The sequence below is a fragment of the Streptomyces sp. R11 genome (assembly GCF_041051905.1).
Classification (GTDB): domain Bacteria; phylum Actinomycetota; class Actinomycetes; order Streptomycetales; family Streptomycetaceae; genus Streptomyces.
In genome coordinates this window covers 7,156,996-7,178,545 of sequence record NZ_CP163432.1, presented here as the reverse complement: position 1 = coordinate 7,178,545, position 21,550 = coordinate 7,156,996, and the positions used below count along the sequence as shown (strand labels likewise).

The window sequence follows — 21,550 nt, the reverse complement described above, 5'->3', positions numbered from 1 at the left end:
GATCCGGCGCTCCCGGCGTCCGTTCATGCCGGTCGGCGGCCGGCGACCGGTGCGCAGTACCCCGGCCGGACCGACCTCGCGCCGCCCCCGGCTCCCGCTGCCCCCACGCGCCGGGGGTGAATGCAACTGGGCGCCCCCGGGAGCCTCCCCCGTGAAGTCCTTGACACGTAAACCAGACCGTGGGGTACTGCGGATTGCGAAGGCTGGGCGGACATGACGGGGGTGAGTCTCCTGCCGGAGCTGCGCTACCCCACGCTGACCGAGCTGGTCCTGTCCGCCCGCGCACTGGCCGCTCACCGACCGGGCCTGTGCACCATGAGACAGGTGGGGTCCTCCCGAGCGGGCAGACCCCTCCACCTGCTGTCCATCGGTCACGCCCGGCCCGCCGTCCTGGTGGTCGCCGGAGCGCACTCCAACGAACCGACCGGCGGGCCCACCCTCCTCGCGGTCGCCGAACGCGTCCTGGTCGAACGGGAGTTGCGCAGGGACATCTCCTGGCACTTCCTGCTGTGCGCGGATCCCGACGGGGCGAGCCTGCACGTCACCCCGGCACCCCGCAGCCTGCTCGACTACCACCGCGGCTTCTTCCGGCCCGCGGCCGAGGAACAGCCGGAGTGGGCACCGGCCACGCTGCCGGCCGACCGGCTGCCGCCCGAGACGCGCGCGCTGACCCGGGTCATCGACGAACTGCGCCCCTACCTCCAGGTGACCCTGCACGGCACCGATCTGGGCGGCAGCTGGGTGCAGTTGACGAAGGACGTCCCGGGCCTCGCCGAGCCGTTCGCGAAGTCCGCGGCCCAGCTGCACATCCCGGTGGAGACGGGCGCCTCGGACGCGGCCGGCTGGCCCGCGTCCGGACCCGGGGTGCATGTGATGCCGGCGCCTGGCGCGGGCGCGGCCTATCCGAGCATGCCGGACGACGCGCGCAGCAGCACCTGGTACCACGTGCACCGCTACGGCGGCCTGACCGCGGTCGTCGAGGTGCCGATGTGGGCCAGCGACCTGGTGGACGACCCCGCGCCGCATCCGGACCCGGCCGGCGCGATGCGGCGGCTGGCGGCCCGGCTGCTGCGGGACGCGCTGGAGGTGGAGCGGGTGCTCGCTGAGGCGCTTCCCCGCCTGGACGGCCTCGACGGGCCCCTGCTGCGGGCCTCGAAGTGGGCGCTGGAGCTGGTGCCAGGGCTGGCCGCCGACTGGATGCGCACGCCGCCCGCCGACAACACCATGGCGTACGTCGGGAGCGTGGACGCCTTCGGTCGCCGGCTGCCGCTGCGGGCGGCGGCCATGCTGCTGCGCGTCCTGCGCGAGGCCGACGACCGCGGGGCGCAGCGCCTCGAACATCTGGTGGCGACCTGGAGCGACGCCTTCGCCGAGCGCTTCCGGGCCCGCTGGGTGCCCCTGGAGCACCAGGTCGAGCACCAGTCCCGCACGGTCGTAGCGGCAGCGCTGCACGCGCGCGACCGGCCGACCTGAGCCGCGCCGACCTGAGCCGCGCCGGCGTGTGCGGTACGGCCGATGCGGCACGGCGTCAGTCGTCCAGCGCGAACACGGCTCCCGTCCGAGCACCCATCGCGCACCCGTTGGCGAATGTCTCCCGGTACTCGACCGGCCGTCCCTGCCACTCCCCGCGCGCGTGGACGGTCACCGGGGCGTAGATCATCGGGCAGAAGGCGTCCGCCGTCCGGAGCCGGCTGATGTCGCCGCCCACCTTCTCGAGCTCCGCGCAGGCCTCCGCCGCCTTCCCGTGGCCCTGCGGCGGGTCGCACAGCAGCAGCGTGCCGTGCGGGTCACCGTGGCGGGCGTCGCCCCGGGTGACCGTCAGGAAGAGCCAGTTCTCCGAGTCCGATTCCTGGGCCGCCGCCTGCGCCGGGGTCGCGCCGAGGAGGAGCATGGCGGCCGCCGCCAGCAGGCCGCCCCGTACCGCTTTCGCCGTGATTGATTGCGTCATTCCCGATGCATCGGCACGGCGGCCCCGGCATTCCACCCCGACTCACCCGAACGGGAGCACGCGGGCGCGTACCGTCCGGCGAGTTCGAACGCGGCGAGCACCACCCGCGCCTGGTACTCCACCTGCCGCGCGACCGGGATCCAGCGCGCCCCGCAGCCGTCGCGATAGTCGTCGCACCACTCGTCGAGAAGCCGGTCCAACTCCGGCAGCACCCCGGCAGGGTCGCGCCCGGCGCCCGTCACGAGCTGGTGCAGCAGTCCGGCGGTGCGCAGCGCGAGGCGCCGCCCGGCGATGCGCAGGGCGGCCAGATGGGCGGTGCTGAGCGGGGGAAGGGGGTGTACGCCGACCGGGTCCCGCACGTCGGGGTCCCAGGTGTTCGCGAGCCCTGGACAGACCAGTAAATAGTCGTCGACCGGGGCGAGCAGCCGGGCCGACTCCGGTCCGGCGGGCAGGTGGGGCCGCAGGCGTTCCAGCAGCCGCTGGAGCAGGAGGGTGTCGTGCCGGAGGGTGTGGCTCACCCTGCGCAGGACCGTTTCCTCATCGGCGGGCGGAGCACCGTCCTGCACGGCGGCCACACCCCACATGGGCGCCTCCACGACCGCCGTGACCGTGCCGTGCCGGTACGGATGGAACCACGTCGACTCCACGGCCGCCTCGGTGATGGCGGCGGCCAGGTCACCCCGGCGGGGCCTGGGGATCCGGTAGACGGCGGGGCCCAGTTCCGGCCAGTACAGGGTGTCGTAGGGGCCGAGCTCGCGCGGGATGCCGAGGCGGGCCGCCGTGTGCGCGATGCGCTGGGCGAGGCCGGGCAGGTCATGGGTCAGCTCGACGAAGCCGCCACCGACGTCGACGCCGTGCAGGGAGCACTGCAGGAAGGGCCGCAGTTCGTCCTGGAGTTCGAGCAGGGCGCGGGTCTCGGGCAGCGTGGCGGCGTCCGCACCGTCCGGCAGCCATTCGGGCTGCTCCAGGAATCCGGGCCGGAAGAAGTGCCGGAAGTAGTCGGCGAGGCCGTACGGCCCGTGCAGCCAGCCCTCGTTGCGGCGCAGGCCGTCGGGGTCGAGGCACAGCAGCAGGTTCCAGGTGGCGTCGGCGCCCTCGTGCAGGCGGGGGTCGGCGAGCACCCGTTCGGCCAGCCGCAGGACGGTGGCGCCGCCCACCGGCTCGTTGGCGTGCGGGCCGGCCACGACGAGGGCCTGGCGGCTGCCGTGGCCGACGGACAGCAGCCACAGGGGCGTGCCCGCGCGGGACGTGCCGACACGGCGCAGTCGTGCGTCACGGGGACGGCGGGCGACGAGCGCGGCCGCCCGGGCGCCCAGCTCGTCGACGGTCGGGTAGCGGAGGAGTGGCGGCAGGGCACACCTCCACAATGCGGTGCCGTCGGTTCACCTGGTGTGCATGGTGTACGCACAGTCAGTCACGACTTGGCCAGTACGTCAACACCACCGAGGGCAAAGGGACTTGAGTCAACGCTTCAAGCAAAGGGAGGCCCCGAGCCGCTGGCCGGCTCAGTTCGCGGCGAGCCGGAACGACATCCGGCCGAAGCCGACCTGGTCGCCCTCGCGGACCACGACGGCACCGATGACGCGCCTGCCGTTGACCGTGGTGCCGTTGGTGGAGCCGAGGTCACGCAGGACCCACAGGCCGGCCTGGTGGCTCAGTTCGGCGTGCACCCGGGACACCGTCTCGTGGGTCAGCCGCAGCCCGTTGGCGGGGTCGCGCCCTATGCGCAGCGGATGACCGGACCCGGGGTGGGGCAGCAGCAGCTTGGGCAGCCGCTCGGCCTGCCATGCCCTGCGCAGCCGTACGGTGAAGCCGGAGACCGCCTCGACGGTGCCGAACACCAGGCGGGACAGACGGCTCTCGGAGGGCAGGTCCGCGGTGAGCGCCGCTAGCTCGTCCGCACGGCGGGCGGAGAGGGCGAGTTCCATGCGGCGCACGAACGTGTCGTGCGACAGCCGTCCCATGGCGACGCCGTCACGCAGCACCTTCAGCGCCTTGTCGCGCTCCACGTCGGAGAGCCGCGCGGGGTACGTGTTGAACTCGAAAGACGACGTCACGCTGCTGATTGTCGGTCAGTGGACCCCCGGTGTCCAGAAAACGGGGAAACGACCACCACACGCGCGTGATCGCCGAGACAGGTCACGACACCCGCCGCAAAAGGGAAGATTCAAAAGCGGATTGATCTCGTTTGAAGCACCATGGACGGGCTACATCACGGTGAGCAGACGAAGGGGAACCGTCCGTGCAGTTCGAGGTGTGGGCACCGAAGGCCGGCCGTGTGACGCTCCATTGCGGGGACGCCACGCGCGCGTTGGAGCGCGATCCTGATCGAGCGGGATGGTGGTGGGGGGAGGCGGAGGCGCGGGACGGGACGCGGTACGGCTTCGCGCTGGACGACGGGCCGGTGCTGCCCGATCCGCGTTCGCGCCGGCAGCCGGACGGCCCGGACGGGCTCAGTGCGGTCGTCGACCACGGCCGCCACGAGTGGCGTACCGAGTGGGCAGGGCGACCGCTGCCCGGTGCGGTGCTGTACGAGCTGCACGTGGGTACGTACACGCGTGAGGGCACGCTGGACGCGGCCGCCGAGCGCCTCGGGCATCTCGTCGAACTGGGCATCACACATATCGAGTTGATGCCGCTGTGTCCCTTCCCGGGGCGGCACGGCTGGGGCTACGAGGGCGTCTCGCTGTGGGCCGTGCACGAGCCGTACGGCGGCCCCGAGGCGCTGAAACGCTTCGTCGACCGGGCCCACGAACTGGGCCTGGGCGTGGTCCTCGACGTGGTGCACAACCACTTCGGCCCGTCCGGGAACTATCTGCCCGTCTTCGGCCCCTACCTCACGGACACGCATCACACGCCGTGGGGCTCCGCGGTCAATCTGGACGCGCCCGGCTCGGACGAGGTGCGCACGTTTCTCGTGGAGAGCTCACTGGCCTGGCTGCGGGACTACCGGATCGACGGGCTGCGCCTGGACGCGGTGCACGCGCTGGTGGACACGCGCGCGTGCCACTTCCTGGAGGAACTGTCGACGGCCGTCGACGCCCTCTCCGCCGACCTGGGCCGGCCGCTGTGCCTGATCGCGGAGACGGACCTGAACGACCCTCGGCTCATCACCGCGCGCGAGGCGGGCGGCCTCGGTCTGCACGCCCAGTGGAACGACGACTTCCACCACACCCTGCACACCGCGCTGACCGGCGAGTCCCAGGGCTACTACGCCGACTTCGCGCGCGTTCCCATGGCAGGCCTCGCCAAGACCCTCACCGGCGGCTACTTCCACGACGGCACGTACTCGAGCTTCCGGGGCCGCCGTCACGGGCGCCCCCTGGACCGCACGCGCGTGGCGGCGCACCGCCTCCTCGGCTACAGCCAGACCCATGACCAGGTCGGCAACCGGGCCCAGGGCGACCGGCTCGCGGCCGTCCTCTCCCCCGGGCTGCTGGCCTGCGCGGCCACGCTGACACTGACGGCGCCGTTCACGCCGATGCTGTTCATGGGCGAGGAGTGGGCCGCGGGCACGCCGTGGCAGTTCTTCACCGACCACACCGACCCGGAGCTCGCCGAAGCCGTACGGCGCGGCAGACGGCGGGAGTTCGCGGCGCACGGGTGGGCCGAGGAGGATGTGCCCGACCCGCAGGACCCGGCGACCCGGGACCGCTCCTGCCTCGACTGGTCCGAGCTCGACAGCCAGCCTCACGCGCGCGTGCTGGCCTGGTACCGGCGCCTCATCGCCCTGCGCCACGAGCAGCCCGACCTCACCGATCCCGACCTCGCCGACACCAAGGTGGCCTACGACGAGCAGGGGCGCTGGCTCGCCTTCCGGCGCGGCGACGTACGCGTGGCCGTCAACCTCGCCAAGGAACCGGCGGCGATCCCGCTGGGGCCCCGGCAGGCGGCCGTACTGGCGGCGTGGGAGCCCGTGGAGGCGCCTGGCGCGGACGGGGTGCTGCATGTGCCCGGGGAGTCGGGTGTGGTGCTGTTGCAGGGGTGAGCGGGGCTGGGCGGGCGTGAGAGACCACGCGTCCCGCCCCTGCGACCAGCCCGCGCATGCGCCTGCGGGCCCACCCCTACAACTCCTCCTCCCCCTCGTCGTCCTCCCTGAGCTCCGTCACCCGCTCCAGCAGGATCGGCTCCCACGCGTGCATGAGCTGCGCTCTCAGCAGCGGTGGCGGTGACTCGCCCTTGCCGGCGAGGCGGTCCGCGAGGCGGACGACCGCGTCGCAGCGGGCGAGCCAGAGGCCTCGTAGGCAGGGTCGGGCCCCGTAGCCGGCGAGCGTGGCGGCGCGGACGGCGGCCGGGGAGCCGACGGCGAGAGCGAGGCCGGCGATGTCCTCTGCGGGGTCGCCGAGGACGGCGTCGGCCCAGCCGAGGACGCCGCGCACCCGGCCGTCGGCGCTGACCACGAGGTGGTCGCCGGTGAGGGCGTGGTGGACGAGGACGGCCGTCGCGGACTGGGCGGCGAGCTGTCCGGCGGCCTGCTGGGTGAGCTGGCGCACGCGGGCGGCGTCGAACTCGTCAGCGGCGTCGAGGCGGGCCGCGGCACGTTCTGCGGCCCGGCGCAGGGCCTCCAGGGAGCGCGGTGCGGCGCGCGGCACGCCCAGCGTCTCGGCCTGCCGTACCGGGACCTCGCGCAGCCCTGTGAGCAGCCCGGCCAGGTCGGCCTCGCCGACGGCGGACACGTCGTGCTGCCCGCCCGCCCCGCCGGGCACCTTGGTGTCCAGGGTGCAGGTCAGTCCGGGCGCCCACTCGCCGTACGCGACGCTCGTCGGCACCGTGACGGGTACGTGCGGGCGGACGAGGTCGCGCAGGCGCAGTTCGCGGCGCTGGCGGGCGGCGGCCTCACGGTCGGGGGCGAGGCGCAGCACATGGCGGGTGCCGACCCACCAGGTGGCGGGCTCGGCGCCCGCGGCGGCAGGGCGGACCTCGGGCCCGGCCGAGTGGTCCGCGCCGTCCTTGAGCAGGGAACGGACCAGTCGGCGGACGGTGTCCGCGGTGGGTGTCGGTGCCTGGGTCATGGTCGCGCCGTCGTCGCTCGGGGGTCTACGGGGGCCGGGCTCCTTGCTCCCGGATCGGTGGCCGGGTCAGTCCACTATGACCATCTCGCGGGTCGTGTCGTTGAGGCGCCGGCCGCCGTCCTCGGTGACCGTCACGATGTCCTCGATACGCACTCCGAAGCGGCCGGGCAGATAGATCCCGGGCTCCACGGAGAAGCACATGCCGGGCACGAGGGGCTGCTCCTCGCCCTCGATCATGTACGGCGGCTCGTGGGTGGTGACGCCGATGCCGTGCCCGGTGCGGTGGATGAAGTACTCGCCGTATCCGGCGTCCGCGATGACCGCGCGGGCCGCCCGGTCGACCTCCTGGCAGGCGGCGCCGGGCCGTACGGCACGGAAGCCGGCCTCCTGGGCCGCGCGCACCAGGTCGTGGACCCGGCGCTCCTCGTCGGTGGGTTCGCCGACGTGGACCGTGCGGGAGGTGTCGGAGCCGTAGCCGTCCTTCAGGCCGCCGAAGTCGAGGACGATCATGTCGCCGCGTTCGATCACGCGGTCACCCACCTCGTGATGCGGGTTGGCGCCGTTCGGGCCGGAGGCGACGATCGTGAAGTCGACCTGGGAGTGGCCGAAGCGGCGCAGCAGGTGGGCGAGGTCGGCGGCGACCTCGGACTCGCGGCGACCGCTGAAGGGAACCTTCCGGATCTCCTCGAACGTTGCGTCCGCGGCCGCACCCGCTGCCGCCAGCAGCTCCAGCTCGGCGGCGTCCTTGACGGCGCGCAGCATCGGCAGCGCGTCGGTGAGGGAGGCGTAGGAGGTGCCGGGCAGCGCCTTCTGCAGGGCCAGCAGGTGCAGGGCCCAGGCGTTGTCGCTGATGCCGAACCGGCCGCTCGCGTCGAGGAGGGCGGCGGTGGCGGCGTAGGGGTCCTTGCCGTCGGTCCAGTCGCGCAGGGTCAGGCCGGGCGCGCCGGTGGCCTGCGCGGCGTCCGGGGCCTCCAGGGCGGGGACGACGAGGACGGGGTCCCGGCCGGGGACGAGGACCAGCAGCGTGAGCCGCTCGGTCTCCGCGGGGGGCGCGTAGCCGGTCAGCCACACCAGGTCCGGGCCGGGGGCCACCAGCAGCCCGGCCAGGCCCGCGTCGGCGGCCGCCCGCGCGGCACGTTCCATACGGGCCTTGTAGTCGTCGGCGGTGAAGGGCGCGGGTGCGGTGCCGGTCATCCGGGCCTCCCTGGGCGCGTGAAAGGACTACGGGCAGCATCCTGCCCGTACGGAGGGGGCGGCGCGAGCCGATCGGCGGGTCTTTCGAGCGGCTCGTCGGGAAGCCCGGGCGGGCGTGGCGTCAGCTGTCCAGTGCCATGCGGACACCGAGGAGGAGCAGCACGCCTCCGGAGACCTGTTCCAGGCGCCGGCGCACGCCCGCGCGGGACAGCACGTTCTTCATCCGGCCGACGAACCACACGTAGAGGCCGTAGTAACCGACTTCGTAGACCGCCCAGAGTGCGGCGAGGCCGATCATGGTCGGCAGGTGCGGGGCGCCTTCCGGGACGAACTGCGGGAGGAAGGACAGGGCGAAGACGGCCGCCTTGGGGTTGGCGAGGTTGAGCAGCAGCCCGCCACGGTAGGAGGCCCAGCCGCTCTTCTGCGTGCCCTCCCACGCGGTCTCGTGCTCCCCCTTCGCGCGGCGGGCCTGTCGCAGCGCCTGGATGCCGAACCAGACGAGCACGACGGCGCCGACGATCCGCATCACGTCGTACGCCACCTCGGAGGCCGTCAGCAGCGCGGTCAGGCCGAACGCGGCGACCACGCCCCAGACGAAGACCCCTGTCTCGTTGCCGAGCACGGTCAGGAATCCGGAGCGTCTGCTGTGCAGCGACTGCTTGATGATCAGCACCGTGCTGGGCCCCGGCGAGGCGGCGACGAGGGTGCAGGCTCCCAGGAAGGCGATGAGGGTGGTCAGCATGGGGTCATCGTGGCCCGGCCGGCGGAACGGGACCAGCGGATTTCGCGGACTCCCCCTCAAGCCTTCGCTTGAGACGCGTGGCGGTCAGGTGACGACGCCCGGGATCGCCGTCAGCTGCTGGTAGCCGCCGCTGCGGTGGCGCACCGTGAGGGTGACCTCGCGGCCCGGGCGGGCCCCGGCGACGGCTCGCGCGAGGTCGGCGGCCGAGTCGATGCGGGTCCTGCCGAACACCAGGAGCACGTCACCGCGGACCAGGCCGGCCGAGTATCCCGGTCCCGGGACATGGACGCCGACGAGCAGGGCGCCCGGCTTCTCGGCGTCCACGGCCTCCACGCCGAGAGTGGCGACGGCGGCTGGACGCGGCGAGGAGGTGGGCGTCGGGGATGCGGGGGCGGAGGAACCGGGTGGTGCCGACTCGGACGGGCTTCCGGGGGCACCCAGGCCCGCTTGTCGCTTCAGCTCGGCGAGCTTGCTCATGCCGATCACCGTGGCCCCGAGGGTGCCGAGCCCGACCCCGGACAGGATCAGGACCATTCCCGCCAGGAGCGCGCACAGCAGGGTCGTGAGCCGTCGGCCGCGCCGGTGGGGCGCGGCGTGCGGACGCCGTGCGCCGGGGGCAGGCTTGGCCTCTTCGCCGGGCCCCTGACCTGGCATGGGCTTGGGTCGCAACGCAGTCTGTTCCATCGGATCGCCTCCGGCTGGTGACTACCCTGCGCACCGGCGCACGACGAGCCACGATCGAGTGAGACTGACCGGTGGTCAAGAACGGGAAGCCATAGGCGTCACGGCGGAGAACAGGACGTCAGGGAGGGGCGGCGGAGGGGCAGGCCTGCCTCAAGCGGGTTCGAGCAACGCCTCCGCGACCGCTGCCGACGCTCCTCGGAGGGCCCCGGCGTACACCAGTTCCGTCCGGTGTACGACCCGCGGCTCCGTGAGCGGTACGGCGACCGCGCCGGGCACCCCGGTGGCCACCGGGCGCGGCAGCAGGGTCAGGCCGTGGCCCGCCGCGGCCAGGGCGGTGAGGGCGTGGATGTCGGTGCCCTCGTAGCGCAGGGCGGGGCGGAAGCCGTGGCCGCCGTTCGCGGCGCGGAGGTGGGCGAGGGGCAGCCCCGCGTCGGGGGCCTCCAGCCAGCGCGCGTCGGCCAGGTCGCCGAGGCGCAGGCCGGTGCGCCGGGCGAGCGGGTGGGTGTCGGGCAGGAGGACGCAGACGGGCTCCTCCCCCACGCCGTACGTCGTCAGCGGGGCCACATCCGGCAGTCGCAGGGGGTCGCTGGGGGCGGCGAGGCCGTCGACGAGGCCGAGGTCGGCCGGGCCGGTGGCGACGGCAGCGGGGACCTCGTCGCGGGGCAGCACGCGCAGGGTCACGCCGGAGGCCGGAAGCGCGGCAAGGATGCGGGGTCCGAGTGCGGTCGACGCGGTCGCGAGCGTGAGTCCGCGGCCGGGCGCGGCCGCCATCCTTACGACGTCCGCGCGGGCCGCCTCCAGGCGCAGCAACAGCGGGCCCGCGTGTTCGAGGAGCCGCTCACCGGCCGCCGTGGGTGCCACGGGGCGACGGGTGAGCAGCGGAGCGCCGAGGTCCTGTTCGAGCGCGGCCATGTGCTGGGACACCGCCGACTGGGTGTAGCCGAGCTCGCGGGCGGCCTCGGAGAACGAGGCGAGACGCGCGACGGTGACGTAGGTGCGCAGCAGGTGCGGGTCCATGTGCCAGAGCATCCCGCACGCCATCAGTGCTGCTTATCGGAGGTCCAGTAATCATCGTTGGACGTGAAGGACGGGCCGCGCCCAGGATGACGGCCATGACGAACACCGCTGCTCGAGCAGCAACGACCGCAAGGCTCGCGCTGGTCGGGGACCGCTCCCCCAACGTCGCCTCGCACACGCGCGTGCCCGTGCTGCTGGAAGCCCTCGCCGAGCGCGAACGGCTCGTCCTGGACGCCTACTGGATCCCCTCGCAGGACGCGGTCGCCGACGACGCCGTGCGCGGCTTCGACGCCGTGTGGGTGTTGCCGGGCAGCCCGTACCGGAGCGAGGCGGGTGTGCTGTCCGCGATCCGCACGGCGCGCGAGGAGAGGATCCCGTTCCTCGGCACCTGCGGCGGCTTCCAGCACGCACTCCTCGAGTACGCCCGCGAGGTGTGCGGGCTGTCCCGGGTCGCCCACGCCGAGAACGACCCCGACGCGGACGACTTCCTCATCGAACCCCTGGCCTGTTCACTGGTCGGCCACGAAGCGGTGGTCCGGGTCGAGCCGGGCTCGCTCGCCCAGTCGGTGATCGGCTCGGAACGGACGGTCGAGCGGTACTTCTGCGCCTACGGCCCCTCCCGCCACCTCGACACCCTCCGCGCGCACGGCCTGCGCTTCTCGGGGCACGACGAGGACGGTCTCGTCCGGATCGCCGAACTGCCCGGCCATCCCTTCTTCCTGGCCACGCTCTTCCAGCCGGAACTGTCCGGCGACGGCCCGCGCCCGCACCCGATCGTCCGGGCGCTGGCACGAGCCGCGGTCGAGCACGCGGCACGGAGGGTCTCCACGCTCGCGTGAGGCCCGCATGTCCCTCCACCGCGCACGCGCGCGTGACGCCCGCTCGTCCATCGCCGCGTCACGCACGCGTACGTCAGCCCGTGCCCCTGCAGCCGTACGTCAGCCCGTGTGTCCCTCCCCGTGGCCACCGTGTCCGCCGCCGTGATCGAACTTCAGTGCCTCGGCGGGCATGACGACGAAGGGCCGCATCATCCCCATGTCCTCGTGCTCGAGGAGATGGCAGTGGTACATGAGCCGGCCGTACGCCCCGTCGAACCTGCCCATGACGCGCAGCATCCGGTTCCCCGGCACCCGGAAGACGTCCTTGTATCCGCGTTCGTTGGGTGCCGGCGGGATCGCGGTGGCGGCGTCGTACCGGATGGGGCTGCGGGTGCCGCCCACTGCCGGGTCGAAGCCCGAGACGTCATAGGCGTCCCGGCCCAGCAACTGGAAGTCGGCCAGGTGGATGTGCATGGGGTGGACGATCGGCGCAAGGTTGAGGAAGCTCCACTGCTGGTGGCTGCCCTCGGCGATGGTGAAGCCGAGCCCGTCGTCGAACGTCCGGGCCGTGCGCCGGTAGGTCTTGGTCTTCCCGTCCGCTCCGGTGACCTGGATGACGCCGTCGGTGGGGACCTGGATGTCGCCCGGGTCCTCGACCTCCGCCATCTCCCACATCTCCGGGTGCCCGCCGGCCCTACGTGGCGGGCGGGGTGAGCACGATCAGCCGGTGGCCGTGCTCGATGTCGTGCGTGAGCCGGCGGAAGGAACCGGACACGGCGTGCGGTCTCGGCGGGATGCCCGAACCCAGCGCGAGCTCCGAGGAGTTGCGGGACTGGGCGCAGGGGCTCGACGACTCGCTGTTCGGTACGACCCGGCGGACGAGCCGGTGTCCACCTGGACCGACCTGGCCCGGGACCAGGGCATGAAAGCTCGCCCGGGTGACGCTGATCCGCGAACTCGACGCGATCGTCATGGACCAGAGCAGACTCCGCCGGCCCGACGCTCCGCGGGTGTTGACCACGGCCCCGCTGGGCGCGCTCGCCCACGACTTCGAGGAGCTCGGTGACCGCACCCAGGCCCTGCGCGCTCAGCGGCTCCACACCGCGTTGCAGGAGAAGGCCTGGGACGGGGTCTCGGCCCGCCTCAACCAGGCCGTCTGGATCGTGAGGACGGTCAACTGGCGCAAGCTGTACAGACGTTGGCGGCGCTGCGGGAGATCCTGGCAGCCCCCGGAGACGACTCCCTGCGTCACTGGGAAGGCGTGAACCTCGGCCGCTTCACAGCCGAGGAGCACTACCGGCTCACCCACGCTCTGGCCGACGCGCACCTCCCCGACGAGGCCCGCTCGCTCCTCCCGGCCGCCGACGCGATACTCGGCGAGCTCTCGGAGAACGCCGCCAAGGGCGCCCGGAAGCTCGCCGAGGAGACGGCCGCGCGGGTGCGCGAGCTCACCTGAGGACGGGCACGGCCGGCGGGCGGCCCGGCACGAAGCCGTGTGCCCGGCGCGACAGGTACTCGGCCTTGTAGCGGTCGACCTCCCGGTGCCAGTTCAGGATGCCCGCCAGCCAGTTCTGGAGGTCGACCACGTAGTTCGCCATGATCTCCCGAGCTTCCTCCGAGAGCCCGAAGTCCTCGTACACGATGGGCAGTTCGTGCGCGGCCACGTGCTCGAACTGCTGCATGCGCTGGGTCATCAGGTCGTGGACGACGTCCAGGGCGGCCGGGTAGTCGATGCCGAAGAAGTTCTGTACGACGAGGATCGCGTTGTGGATCTCGCCCTCGTACTCGATCTCCTTCTGGTACGAGAAGACGTCGTTGAGGAGACAGGCGTAGTCGACGGCGGCGTTCTCCAGCGAGCGGACCGGACCGCTGCGGTAGACCTCGGGTGGGACGGCGGGGCCGTGACCCATCCGGCACAGGCTGAGGGTGAGGTCGGAGCCGAAGGTGGCGCGGCGCATCTCCAGGTAGTCGACCGGGTCGGGGATGCGGTGCTGCATCTGGTTGGACAGCTCCCACACCCAGCTCTCGGTCATGACGTTGACCGCGTCCTTCAGGAAACGCCGGTCCTCGGGGGTCATGTCCGCGGTCGTGCGCGCCCACAGGTCGGCGAGGCCGCGCTCCATGGCGTTGAGGGGCACGGTGGCCTCCTCACCGTCGAGGGGCATGCAGGCCGCCAGGCGTTGTGTGGTCAGCCGGGCGGCGGCGAGGTCGCGGCGGTGGCCGAAGACGAGGGGGTAGTAGTCGTCTCCGTAGGTGCCCCAGGCGAGCCAGTGGGAGCTGAGGTCGAGGGCCTCGGGGGTGGCGTCCGGGTCGAGTCCCGCCGCGCACAGCGGAAGGTCGTAGGCGGCGAGTTTGTCCTCGTCCCAGACACCTTCCTCGAGGATGCCCATGCGGTGCGTCCACTCGGTCAGGCGGTGCCGTGCACCCTCGAGGTGCGGGCTGAGCTCCAGTTGGAAGGGCATGTAGAACTCGGGAAGCCGGGACGGGCCGACCTTCTGGAACGGCACGTGCGTGTAGGCACGCAGGCGTTCGGCGCCGGCCGACGCGAGCAGCGCGCCGACGTCAGCGGCGGAAGTGCCCGGACCGGTCAGGCCCTTCCAGGGCGCCGTCGGTTCGGCGCGCGCGTTCATGTACCGGCTGGAGCGCATGTGCCATTCGTGGCCGCCGGACTGCCAGTCCTGAAGCCCCTGGGTGTACGCGGCGACGGCGGCGACCTCGCCGGGGGTGAGCCCCTTCTCCAGCGCCACGGCGGGCACCTCGGTGAGGGCGGTGTGCTCGAACTGGTGGAGGCGGGAGGTCAGGACGTCGTTGACGGTGTCGGCGGCCTCCTGGGTGGTGCAGCCGAAGAAGGTCTCCAGCACCAGAACACCGTTGCTGAGCTCGCCCTCGTCCTCGACCTCGCGCTGGTAGGAGAACAGGTCGTTGCGCAGGTGCACGGCGTCCGAGAACGTCTCCATCAGGACCCGCAGCGGCCTCGACTCGACGACGGACGCGGGAACTTCGGCCGTCGCGTACTCCACAAGACCGGACGACCAGGGGGCGCCGCCCACCTTGCGGCGCATCTCGATGTACTCGACCGGGTTGGAGACCCGGCCCTCGTTGATGTTGGACAGCTCCCACAGGGACTCGTTCAGCAGGTGCTCGGTGGCGACGGCGAAACGGCGACGCCAGTCGGCCGACATCGAGGGCACCGTGCGCGTCCACAGGTCGGCGAGGCCCGCCTCGACCGGGTTCTGCGGCTCCGGCATCGGGGTCGACAGGTCCATCGGCATGAACAGAGGCAGCCGGTCGAGGTAGGCCTTGCCGCCGGCCCGGTCCTGAGTGCGCTTGAAGATCTCCAGGAAGTGGTCGTCGAAGAAGAAGACCCACACGTACCAGTCGGTGATCAGGGAGAGCGCGGGGCCGTCGCACTCGGGGTGGGTGTAGGCGCAGAGCAGGCCGTAGTCGTGCGCGTCCAGATCGGCCTGCTCCCAGATCCCGGACCCCTCCAGCATGCCCATCTCGCGCGCCCACTCGGTCGAATGGGCTCGGGCCTCGTCCACATGTGGGTTCAGCCGCGCGGGATACGGCATGTAGAAGTGCGGGAGTTCGAAGGGCTGCTGCGTCATGGCCGGGCCCTACCCCTGGGCCCCAACGGGCATCCGCGGCGCGGGACATGATCACACCATCGCGTGAATCGCGGGTGAATCCGGGAGTTCTCGACGGACCTTGCGGCGTTCATCTCTACGCGCGCAGACTTTTCGAGCCTCATGTTCCCCGTGTCCCCCTCCCTCCCCGGAGTCGCGATGAACCACACCGGATCACTCTCCCGCCGCACGGCACTCGCCTCCCTCGCCGGGGCGGCGCTGGCCACGACCGCGGCGTTCCCGGCCTCGGCGGCCGAGCGGCACGGCCGCCGGTCCGTACGGTTCGCCACCTTCAACGCCTCCCTGAACCGCGGCACCGAGGGCGCACTGATCACCGACCTGTCCACGCCGGACAACGCCCAGGCGCGCAACGCCGCCGAGACCATCCAGCGGGTCGACCCGGACGTCCTGCTGATCAACGAGTTCGACTACGACGAGCGGGGCAAGGCGGTCCGCCTGTTCCTGCGCAACTACCTGTCCGTCGGCCACAACGGGGCCGAGCCGATCCGCTTGCCGTACCACTTCACCGGCCCGGTGAACACGGGCGTCGCCTCCGGTGTGGACCTCGACGGGAAGAACGGCGCGGTCACGACGCCCGGTTCGGACGCGTACGGGCAGGACGCGTACGGCTACGGCTGGTTCCCGGGGCAGTACGGCATGGTCGTCCTGTCGAAGTACCCGATCGACACATGCGCGGTGCGCACCTTCCAGCGCTTCCTGTGGCGGGACATGCCGGGCCACGTGATGCCCACGGGCTACTACAGCGACGAGGCCCGCGCGATCCTCCGCCTGTCGTCGAAGAGCCACTGGGACGTGCCGGTGCGCATCGGCCACTCCACGGTGAACTTCCTGGTGTCGCACCCGACGCCGCCCACCTTCGACGGCACCGAGGACCGCAACGGCCGCCGCAACCACGACGAGATCCGGCTGTGGGCGGACTACATCGGCGGGCGCCGGCGCAGCTCCTACCTCTACGACGACAAGGGCGTGCGCGGCGGACTGCGGTCCGGGGCACGGTTCGTGATCGCGGGCGACAACAACGCCGACCCGTACGACGGCGACAGCTACGCCCACGCGATCCGGCAGCTGCTCGACCACCCGGCGGTGCACCTCCCGGCCACCCCGCCGGCCAGCGCGGGCGGCGTCGAGGCGGCGAAGCTCCAGGGCGGCGCCAACGCCTCGCACCTCGGCAACCCGGCGTACGACACGTCCGACTTCGGCGACACCGCGCCGGGGAACCTGCGCGTCGACTACGTCATCCCGTCCAGGGGCCTGATACCGGGCGCGAACGGCGTCTTCTGGCCGGCCTCCGACGACCCGCTGTACCGGCTGGTGGGAGACGGGAAGACGGTGCCGACGTCCGACCATCGGCTGGTGTGGCAGGACGTGCGCGTGGGCTGAGCCGAGCGGCGCGGGCACGGACAGGTGACGGCTCTCGGACGCCCTACCTGTTGCGCACCGCTCGCCCCACCTCCGACCTCAGTGCGACGAACTCCGCGAGGCCTCGGGTCGTGTTCTGGTCCCGGGTGCCGGGGAGTTCGACCGGCTGGTCCAGGACGACCTCGGCGCCCGGTCCCGGGGACAGGACGACGACGCGGTCGCCCAGGTACACACTCTCGTCGATGTCATGGGTGACAAAGACGATCGTCGTGCCGTCGGTGCGGTGGACCTCCAGCAGGAGGTCCTCCAGATCCTCCCGGGTCTGGGCGTCCAGGGAGCCGAAAGGTTCGTCCATGAGGAGCAGGGAAGGGCGGCAGACCAGGCACGGGCGATGGCCACGCGTTGCTGCATGCCGCCCGAAAGCTGCCAGGGGTGGCGGCGGGCCGTGTCGGTGAGGCCGACCCGTGCCAGGATGCGGTCGGCCTCGGCCCGGCGCTCCGCTCTCGGCAGGCTCCTGCGGCGCAGCGGGAGCGCCACGTTCTCGCGGACCGTGAGCCAGGGGTAGAGGGAGCGGGCGTAGTCCTGGAAGACGACGGCCAGGTTGTCGGGGACACCGCGCACGGGTGTGCCGTCCAGGGTGATCGTGCCGTCGTACCCCGGTAGCAGCCCCGGCCAGTGCTGCCACGCCGGCGACGCCCGCGCCGATGGTCCGCTGAAGCGTGGACTTTCCGCAGCCGGACGGGCCCACGACCCACGACGTACCGGAGTTGGCCGTTCGGCACGGTGAGGGTGATGTCGTGCAGCACCTGGTGGTCGCCGTAGTGCTGGCCGACCTCGTCCAGGCGGAGCACGGATGTCCCTGCGCAGAGGTTGCAGGGGGCGTACGGGTCATGCGGTCATCGTCCTCCCTGTGCCGATGAGCCGCTTCTCGACCGCCAGCAGGGCGGTGCTGAGGAGATGGCCGAGGGCGCCGAGCAGGACGAGCGCCGCCCAGACCGTGAGCAGGTCGGAGCGGAAGTGGGCGCCGGTGAGGGTGAAGCCGATGCCGTTCGCGGTGCCGGGAAGCAGCTCCGAGAACACCATGAGGATGAGGGAGAGGGACAGGCTCAGGCGCAGCCCGGCGAAGATGCGGGTGCTCTACCGGGAGGTCCTGCGGGTACTGCCCGTCCTCAGGACAGCGGGAGAGCCCAAGCGGCTGGTGTCGAACTTCATCAACGGGCTCAAGTCCCTGCCGGTGCGGATCGGTTGAGCCGAAGCGATGCGACGGCGCGGGGTCGTCATGTCCGCACCTGGATCAGCGCATGCGTCCCGCCTGTCCGCCACTTCTGGCCCTCCGCCGCCACCAGCGCCGCTTCCGTACGGGCGTCCAGGCCGGTGATCACATCGGACTTCAAAGTGCGCAGGGCGGCCACCGGGCCGGGGAAGTAGGCGGTGACGTCGGCAAACGGTGTGGTCGGCGACCAGAGGCGGTCGCCGACCAGGCGCCGGTAGTTGAGGTCGCCCTTGACGATGGTGAGCGTGGCCGCGGCGAGCTCGTCGCGGAGGTCGCCGGGCATCGCGGCGTAGGGCAGCGGGGCGCACGAGAAGGGGTGGGCTCGGACGGTGAGGCGCCCGTCCGTCATCGCCGACCACAGGACCTGGCCGTACGACGCGGCCACGCCCTGCGCCGCCGTCAGCCGGCGCAGGGCGTCGAGCACGTCGGCGTGCGTGGCGTCGGAGACGTAGTACGGGTACGCCTTGATGTGCAGGACGGCCCGGCCGATCCGCCCCTGGGTGAGGAGGTGGGCGATGAGGAGCAGGTCGGGGACGAGTTCGCGGCCCGCGTTGTCGGCGATCAGACACAGGGTGGCGGAGCCGGACGGCGGGAGCAGGGACCAGAGGGTGTCGCTGTCGTCGGCCACCAGGGGCGGGGTGTCCGAGGAGGCCTCGTCGGGTCCGGCCGACAGGCGGAAACCGAGGTCGGCCCGGTTGCCCCACAGGGAGCCGTGCAGCAGGGCCCGGTCCTGTTCGTCGGCGGGCCGGTCCGCGAGGTCGTCGAGGGCGGCGAGCTCCTCGTCCGTCTCCGGGGCGCCGAGTCCGGCCGCCTTGGAGGGGCGGAAGGGGTCGATGCCCTGCCAGGGGCCGGGAGTGAAGTACCCGACCGCTTCGAGGAGTTGGCGGTAGAAGTAGCTCTCGGACCACAGCCACGGTACGTCGAACCAGGACCGGCCGGCGTGGGCGTCGGCGTCCCAGGCCGTCCAGCGGTCCCGGTCGTGCGCGTCGGCGGGCAGCGGTTCGATCACGCCCTTGGTGCAGCTCGCCAGGAGCACGTCCAGCGCACGGTGCTGCTCGGGGCCGTAGGGGAAGGATTCCCGTACCTGCCGGATGATCGCGGGGTGCCGTTCGGCGAGGACGCTGTGCGGGAACGAGCCGGGTTCGTTCCCGAGGAGCACGGGCGCGGGCGGGGTGTCGGACCTCTCGGGCATACGCGTCACCGTATCGCGCGGGTCAGGCCTGTCATACGGCTCTGATCTCCCGCTCCAGCTGTGTCGCGAGGGTGAGGTAGCGGGCCCGGCGGGGCACCGGGACCAGGCCGCGGATCATGATGTGCCACATCTCTGCCACCCTGCGGGGCTGGCGGGTGACGGGTTCCAGGGAGCGGCCGACGACGCGGGTGCCGACGAAGAAGCACACGAGCGAGTTGGCCGCGGCCTCGGCGTCGATGTCCGGGTGCAGGTCGGACTCCTTGGCGGCGGCGAGGAGTTTGCGGGTGGTGATGTCCAGCAGCTCGGTGAAGGGGTGCCGCAGGGGCGGCCGTATCACCACTCCCCCGGTGGCGAGACGCAGACCGGCCCGGGGGATGGGCCCCTCGACGGACAGCCGGGCGATGCCGAACGTCGTGCGCATCAGGGCTTCCAGCGAGGTGTAGCCCCGGCCGTCCATCTCCGCCGCGACCTGACGCGACGCGCGGGACTGGAGCTCCATGATGGCCTGGGCCAGGTCCTCCTTAGCCGCGAAGTGGAAGTACAGGGCGCCCTTGGTGACTTGGGCGTGCTCGACGATGTCGCTGAGACTTGTCGATTCATAGCCGTGACGGTCGAACAGTTCGGCGGCGGCCGTGAGGATCGTGGTGCGGGTCTGTTCCGCGCGTAACTGCCTCGCCATCAGCTGAACTCTCCTGGGGCCGGAAAAGAACGGGTCGCGCCGTTTGTTTCTTACTCCCCGTACACGATAGCTCAGGCCTCCTCGGTGCCCACCCCGCACTCGAAAACCGTCGACTTTCCCTGCCGTCCCACGACTTGCACGTTGGTGCCGTCCAGACCCGGTTCATCCACGGCCTCTATCCAAAGAGGCAGGTCGAGTTCGGCGTACTGGTGGAAGACGGCATGGAAGGAAGCAGGCCTGCGGGAGGACTTTTTGGTCCTGGCCCGGATGGCCTGGCGGACGGCTTCCAGCAGGAGCATGCCGGGCACATGATCAAGTGGATGATCAAAGAAAACAGCATGGCCGGTATCGACTCGCAGCTGCCAGCGGTCGGGGAGCTCGGCCGGCGCGAGGACGACGTCCGCGGGCAGGGCGCGGTCCACGGCAGAGGGCGGCAGAGCGGGAGGGACGGGCAGCACGGACACGGTGGCCGCGGTGCGCCCGCCGCGCAGTCGGCGGTAGACGGCTGCGCTGGCCCAGGTGGCGGCCACGTGTGCGGTCCCGACGCGTCGGCCGCCGAGCCGTATCTCCGCGTCGTAGCGGAATCCGGCCGGGCGGCCGCCGCGGCGGGTGACGTCGGAAACCGTGATGTGGAGGACGGGTTCGGCGGGTGCCGGGCCGATGGCCAGGCGCTCGGGACTCGTGGTGATCCGCAGTTCGGTGAGCACGAACTGGTGGCCCAGCGGAACTTCGTAGCCGGTGTGCGCGATGAGTGTGCCGGCCTGGCGGACGGTCTCGGCGACGAGCAGCGGCTCGTATGCCGACCGGTCCGGCGACACGTGTAAATGGTGAGCGCGCGGCCATTCGGCGAAGACGGTGAACCGGTCCGCTTCGGTGCTGGTCGCACCGGTGAGAAACGTTTCCGCGACCGAGGCACGGTGGACGAGCTGGCGAGGTACGGTGGCGGTCAGGCCTTGCGGTGCCACCGGGGTCTCAGTGAGTGGAGTCGTGGCGAGTTGCCGCGGATGAGGCATGTCCCCTCCTTGGGTCCCCCCGTGTGTGCGCTGACGACGGCGAGGTGCCCGTGCCGCGAGCGTTAGAGTACGAGGCGACCGGTTTGTTTTCAATGCGGCCTTGGGTCGCCCGGCCGTGCCCGAACCGCTCCGGCGCACGCCCGGCGCACAGGTCGACTCGGCGCGGCGGAGGGGCTGTTATGGCGAGGCAGGAGCGCGCCATCAGAACGCGGAGGGTGATTCTGGAGGCCGCGGGCGCGGTCTTCGACGAGCACGGGTACGCGGCAACGACCATCTCGATGGTCCTGGAGCGGGCCGAGGTCACGAAGGGCGCCCTGTACTTTCACTTCCCCTCCAAGGAATCCCTCGCCCAGGCCGTGCTGGACGAGCAGATGCCGTTCGGCGCGGTGCCGCCGCAGCCGTGCAAGCTGCAGGAACTCGTCGACATGACCTTCGTGTTCGGGCAGCGGCTGATCGGCAACTCCCTACTCAAAGGCAGTGTGCGGCTGGCCGTGGACCAGAGCGCTCCGCCCGGTGTCGACGACGCCGCGCCCTTCCGGCAGTGGGCGGACCATCTGGTCGGGCTGCTCGAACAGGCCCGTGATCAGGGCGAGTTGCTGCCCACCGTGGTACCGAGGCAGACGGTGGAGCTGCTGGTCGGGGCGTTCGCGGGGCTCCAGTTGATGTCCCTGGCGCTGACCGATCGGGAGGATCTGGCGGAGCGGATCTCGGTCCTGTGGGGACACATCCTGCCGAGCGTCGCGGTGCCGGGTCTGCTGACCGGTATCGACCGCGAGCCAGACCGCGGGCTTCGGGTCCTGGCCACTCTCGGCGAAGCCGGTGTCGAGCAGACCGACATGGACCTGTCCGTACGCTGAGTGCACAACCACCGACCGGAGTGACGGTTTCCGTCACTCCGGTCGGTGCCCTGACGAACGGCGGGCCGGCCGATGCCCCATCCGCACCGGCCGGCCCGCCCGCTTGTGGTGACCG

The 21,550-nt window shown here is 72.0% G+C and carries 22 protein-coding genes and 2 pseudogenes; 8 read left to right on the top strand and 16 right to left on the bottom strand.

The window, feature by feature from the left end:
• The first annotated feature begins 222 nt into the window (after nucleotides 1-222).
• A complete protein-coding gene (locus AB5J55_RS33095) occupies nucleotides 223-1,473 on the top strand; it encodes a M14 family zinc carboxypeptidase (RefSeq protein WP_369276362.1) in 1,251 nt (416 codons plus the stop codon).
• 55 nt (nucleotides 1,474-1,528) lie between these two features.
• Here AB5J55_RS33095 and AB5J55_RS33090 read toward each other — a convergent pair whose 3' ends face one another.
• The 3 genes from AB5J55_RS33090 to AB5J55_RS33080 all read right to left on the bottom strand — a co-directional run bounded on the left by AB5J55_RS33090 (nucleotide 1,529) and on the right by AB5J55_RS33080 (nucleotide 4,005).
• Nucleotides 1,529-1,948, bottom strand: a complete 420-nt coding sequence (locus AB5J55_RS33090; RefSeq protein WP_369274117.1) for an SSI family serine proteinase inhibitor — start codon at nucleotides 1,946-1,948, stop codon at nucleotides 1,529-1,531.
• Nucleotides 1,945-3,315: a M14 family zinc carboxypeptidase gene (locus AB5J55_RS33085; protein ID WP_369274116.1), complete on the bottom strand. Its 1,371-nt coding sequence runs from the start codon at nucleotides 3,313-3,315 to the stop codon at nucleotides 1,945-1,947. Before AB5J55_RS33085 ends, AB5J55_RS33090 begins: the two co-directional genes overlap by 4 nt.
• A gap of 138 nt (nucleotides 3,316-3,453) precedes the next feature.
• Nucleotides 3,454-4,005: a DUF1707 and FHA domain-containing protein gene (locus tag AB5J55_RS33080; protein ID WP_328421918.1), complete on the bottom strand. Its 552-nt coding sequence runs from the start codon at nucleotides 4,003-4,005 to the stop codon at nucleotides 3,454-3,456.
• A gap of 185 nt (nucleotides 4,006-4,190) precedes the next feature.
• Between AB5J55_RS33080 and treZ the strand changes: the two genes are divergently transcribed.
• Complete coding sequence (treZ, locus tag AB5J55_RS33075) at nucleotides 4,191-5,936, top strand: malto-oligosyltrehalose trehalohydrolase (protein WP_369274115.1); 1,746 nt, start codon at nucleotides 4,191-4,193, stop codon at nucleotides 5,934-5,936.
• 76 nt (nucleotides 5,937-6,012) lie between these two features.
• On the opposite strand, the gene AB5J55_RS33070 is transcribed toward treZ, so the two are convergent.
• The 5 genes from AB5J55_RS33070 to AB5J55_RS33050 all read right to left on the bottom strand — a co-directional run bounded on the left by AB5J55_RS33070 (nucleotide 6,013) and on the right by AB5J55_RS33050 (nucleotide 10,597).
• Nucleotides 6,013-6,960 (bottom strand): aminoglycoside phosphotransferase family protein, encoded by a 948-nt coding sequence (locus AB5J55_RS33070; RefSeq protein WP_369274114.1) that lies wholly within the window; start codon nucleotides 6,958-6,960, stop codon nucleotides 6,013-6,015.
• A gap of 66 nt (nucleotides 6,961-7,026) precedes the next feature.
• The gene (locus AB5J55_RS33065; protein WP_369274113.1) at nucleotides 7,027-8,154 is read right to left on the bottom strand and encodes an aminopeptidase P family protein; all 1,128 of its coding nucleotides are present in this window, start codon (nucleotides 8,152-8,154) and stop codon (nucleotides 7,027-7,029) included.
• Between the two features lie 121 nt (nucleotides 8,155-8,275).
• The gene (locus tag AB5J55_RS33060; protein WP_369274112.1) at nucleotides 8,276-8,896 is read right to left on the bottom strand and encodes a LysE family translocator; all 621 of its coding nucleotides are present in this window, start codon (nucleotides 8,894-8,896) and stop codon (nucleotides 8,276-8,278) included.
• A gap of 84 nt (nucleotides 8,897-8,980) precedes the next feature.
• Nucleotides 8,981-9,580 carry a PDZ domain-containing protein gene (locus AB5J55_RS33055; RefSeq protein ID WP_369274111.1) on the bottom strand — a complete coding sequence of 200 codons (600 nt, stop codon included), beginning with the start codon at nucleotides 9,578-9,580 and terminating at the stop codon, nucleotides 8,981-8,983.
• A gap of 150 nt (nucleotides 9,581-9,730) precedes the next feature.
• Nucleotides 9,731-10,597: a LysR family transcriptional regulator gene (locus tag AB5J55_RS33050; protein ID WP_369274110.1), complete on the bottom strand. Its 867-nt coding sequence runs from the start codon at nucleotides 10,595-10,597 to the stop codon at nucleotides 9,731-9,733.
• A 95-nt stretch (nucleotides 10,598-10,692) separates the two neighbouring features.
• Between AB5J55_RS33050 and AB5J55_RS33045 the strand changes: the two genes are divergently transcribed.
• Nucleotides 10,693-11,436: a hypothetical protein gene (locus AB5J55_RS33045; RefSeq protein ID WP_369274109.1), complete on the top strand. Its 744-nt coding sequence runs from the start codon at nucleotides 10,693-10,695 to the stop codon at nucleotides 11,434-11,436.
• A 99-nt stretch (nucleotides 11,437-11,535) separates the two neighbouring features.
• Here AB5J55_RS33045 and AB5J55_RS33040 read toward each other — a convergent pair.
• Nucleotides 11,536-12,190: pseudogene (locus AB5J55_RS33040) on the bottom strand (multicopper oxidase domain-containing protein); the annotation flags it as partial.
• 163 nt (nucleotides 12,191-12,353) lie between these two features.
• On the opposite strand from AB5J55_RS33040, the gene AB5J55_RS33035 reads away from it, so the two are divergent.
• A complete protein-coding gene (locus AB5J55_RS33035; protein WP_369274108.1) occupies nucleotides 12,354-12,680 on the top strand; it encodes a hypothetical protein in 327 nt (108 codons plus the stop codon).
• Nucleotides 12,677-12,871, top strand: a complete 195-nt coding sequence (locus AB5J55_RS33030; RefSeq protein ID WP_369274107.1) for a hypothetical protein — start codon at nucleotides 12,677-12,679, stop codon at nucleotides 12,869-12,871. Before AB5J55_RS33035 ends, AB5J55_RS33030 begins: the two co-directional genes overlap by 4 nt.
• On the opposite strand, the gene cyc2 is transcribed toward AB5J55_RS33030, so the two are convergent.
• The gene (cyc2, locus tag AB5J55_RS33025; protein ID WP_369274106.1) at nucleotides 12,864-15,023 is read right to left on the bottom strand and encodes a germacradienol/geosmin synthase Cyc2; all 2,160 of its coding nucleotides are present in this window, start codon (nucleotides 15,021-15,023) and stop codon (nucleotides 12,864-12,866) included. The genes AB5J55_RS33030 and cyc2 overlap by 8 nt on opposite strands.
• A 177-nt stretch (nucleotides 15,024-15,200) precedes the next feature.
• On the opposite strand from cyc2, the gene AB5J55_RS33020 reads away from it, so the two are divergent.
• Nucleotides 15,201-16,442 carry an endonuclease/exonuclease/phosphatase family protein gene (locus AB5J55_RS33020; RefSeq protein ID WP_369274105.1) on the top strand — a complete coding sequence of 414 codons (1,242 nt, stop codon included), beginning with the start codon at nucleotides 15,201-15,203 and terminating at the stop codon, nucleotides 16,440-16,442.
• 43 nt (nucleotides 16,443-16,485) lie between these two features.
• On the opposite strand, the gene AB5J55_RS33015 is transcribed toward AB5J55_RS33020, so the two are convergent.
• From AB5J55_RS33015 to AB5J55_RS33005, 3 genes and pseudogenes are all read right to left on the bottom strand, one after another.
• Nucleotides 16,486-16,776 (bottom strand): hypothetical protein, encoded by a 291-nt coding sequence (locus AB5J55_RS33015; protein ID WP_369276495.1) that lies wholly within the window; start codon nucleotides 16,774-16,776, stop codon nucleotides 16,486-16,488.
• An 83-nt stretch (nucleotides 16,777-16,859) separates the two neighbouring features.
• Nucleotides 16,860-17,042, bottom strand: a pseudogene (locus AB5J55_RS33010) (ABC transporter ATP-binding protein); the annotation flags it as partial.
• 267 nt (nucleotides 17,043-17,309) lie between these two features.
• Nucleotides 17,310-17,504, bottom strand: coding sequence for a hypothetical protein (locus tag AB5J55_RS33005; RefSeq protein ID WP_369274104.1), 195 nt, complete (start codon nucleotides 17,502-17,504; stop codon nucleotides 17,310-17,312).
• Between the two features lie 4 nt (nucleotides 17,505-17,508).
• Between AB5J55_RS33005 and AB5J55_RS33000 the strand changes: the two genes are divergently transcribed.
• The gene (locus AB5J55_RS33000; protein WP_369274103.1) at nucleotides 17,509-17,670 is read left to right on the top strand and encodes a hypothetical protein; all 162 of its coding nucleotides are present in this window, start codon (nucleotides 17,509-17,511) and stop codon (nucleotides 17,668-17,670) included.
• 28 nt (nucleotides 17,671-17,698) lie between these two features.
• Here AB5J55_RS33000 and AB5J55_RS32995 read toward each other — a convergent pair whose 3' ends face one another.
• The 3 genes from AB5J55_RS32995 to AB5J55_RS32985 all read right to left on the bottom strand — a co-directional run bounded on the left by AB5J55_RS32995 (nucleotide 17,699) and on the right by AB5J55_RS32985 (nucleotide 20,578).
• A complete protein-coding gene (locus tag AB5J55_RS32995) occupies nucleotides 17,699-18,886 on the bottom strand; it encodes a damage-control phosphatase ARMT1 family protein (RefSeq protein WP_369274102.1) in 1,188 nt (395 codons plus the stop codon).
• Nucleotides 18,887-18,917: 31 nt separating this feature from the next.
• Entirely contained in the window at nucleotides 18,918-19,565 is a 648-nt protein-coding gene (locus AB5J55_RS32990; RefSeq protein ID WP_369274101.1) for a ScbR family autoregulator-binding transcription factor, read from the bottom strand.
• A 71-nt stretch (nucleotides 19,566-19,636) separates the two neighbouring features.
• Complete coding sequence (locus AB5J55_RS32985; RefSeq protein WP_369274100.1) at nucleotides 19,637-20,578, bottom strand: ScbA/BarX family gamma-butyrolactone biosynthesis protein; 942 nt, start codon at nucleotides 20,576-20,578, stop codon at nucleotides 19,637-19,639.
• A 179-nt stretch (nucleotides 20,579-20,757) separates the two neighbouring features.
• On the opposite strand from AB5J55_RS32985, the gene AB5J55_RS32980 reads away from it, so the two are divergent.
• Nucleotides 20,758-21,435, top strand: a complete 678-nt coding sequence (locus AB5J55_RS32980) for a ScbR family autoregulator-binding transcription factor (RefSeq protein WP_369274099.1) — start codon at nucleotides 20,758-20,760, stop codon at nucleotides 21,433-21,435.
• Nucleotides 21,436-21,550 lie beyond the last annotated feature (115 nt).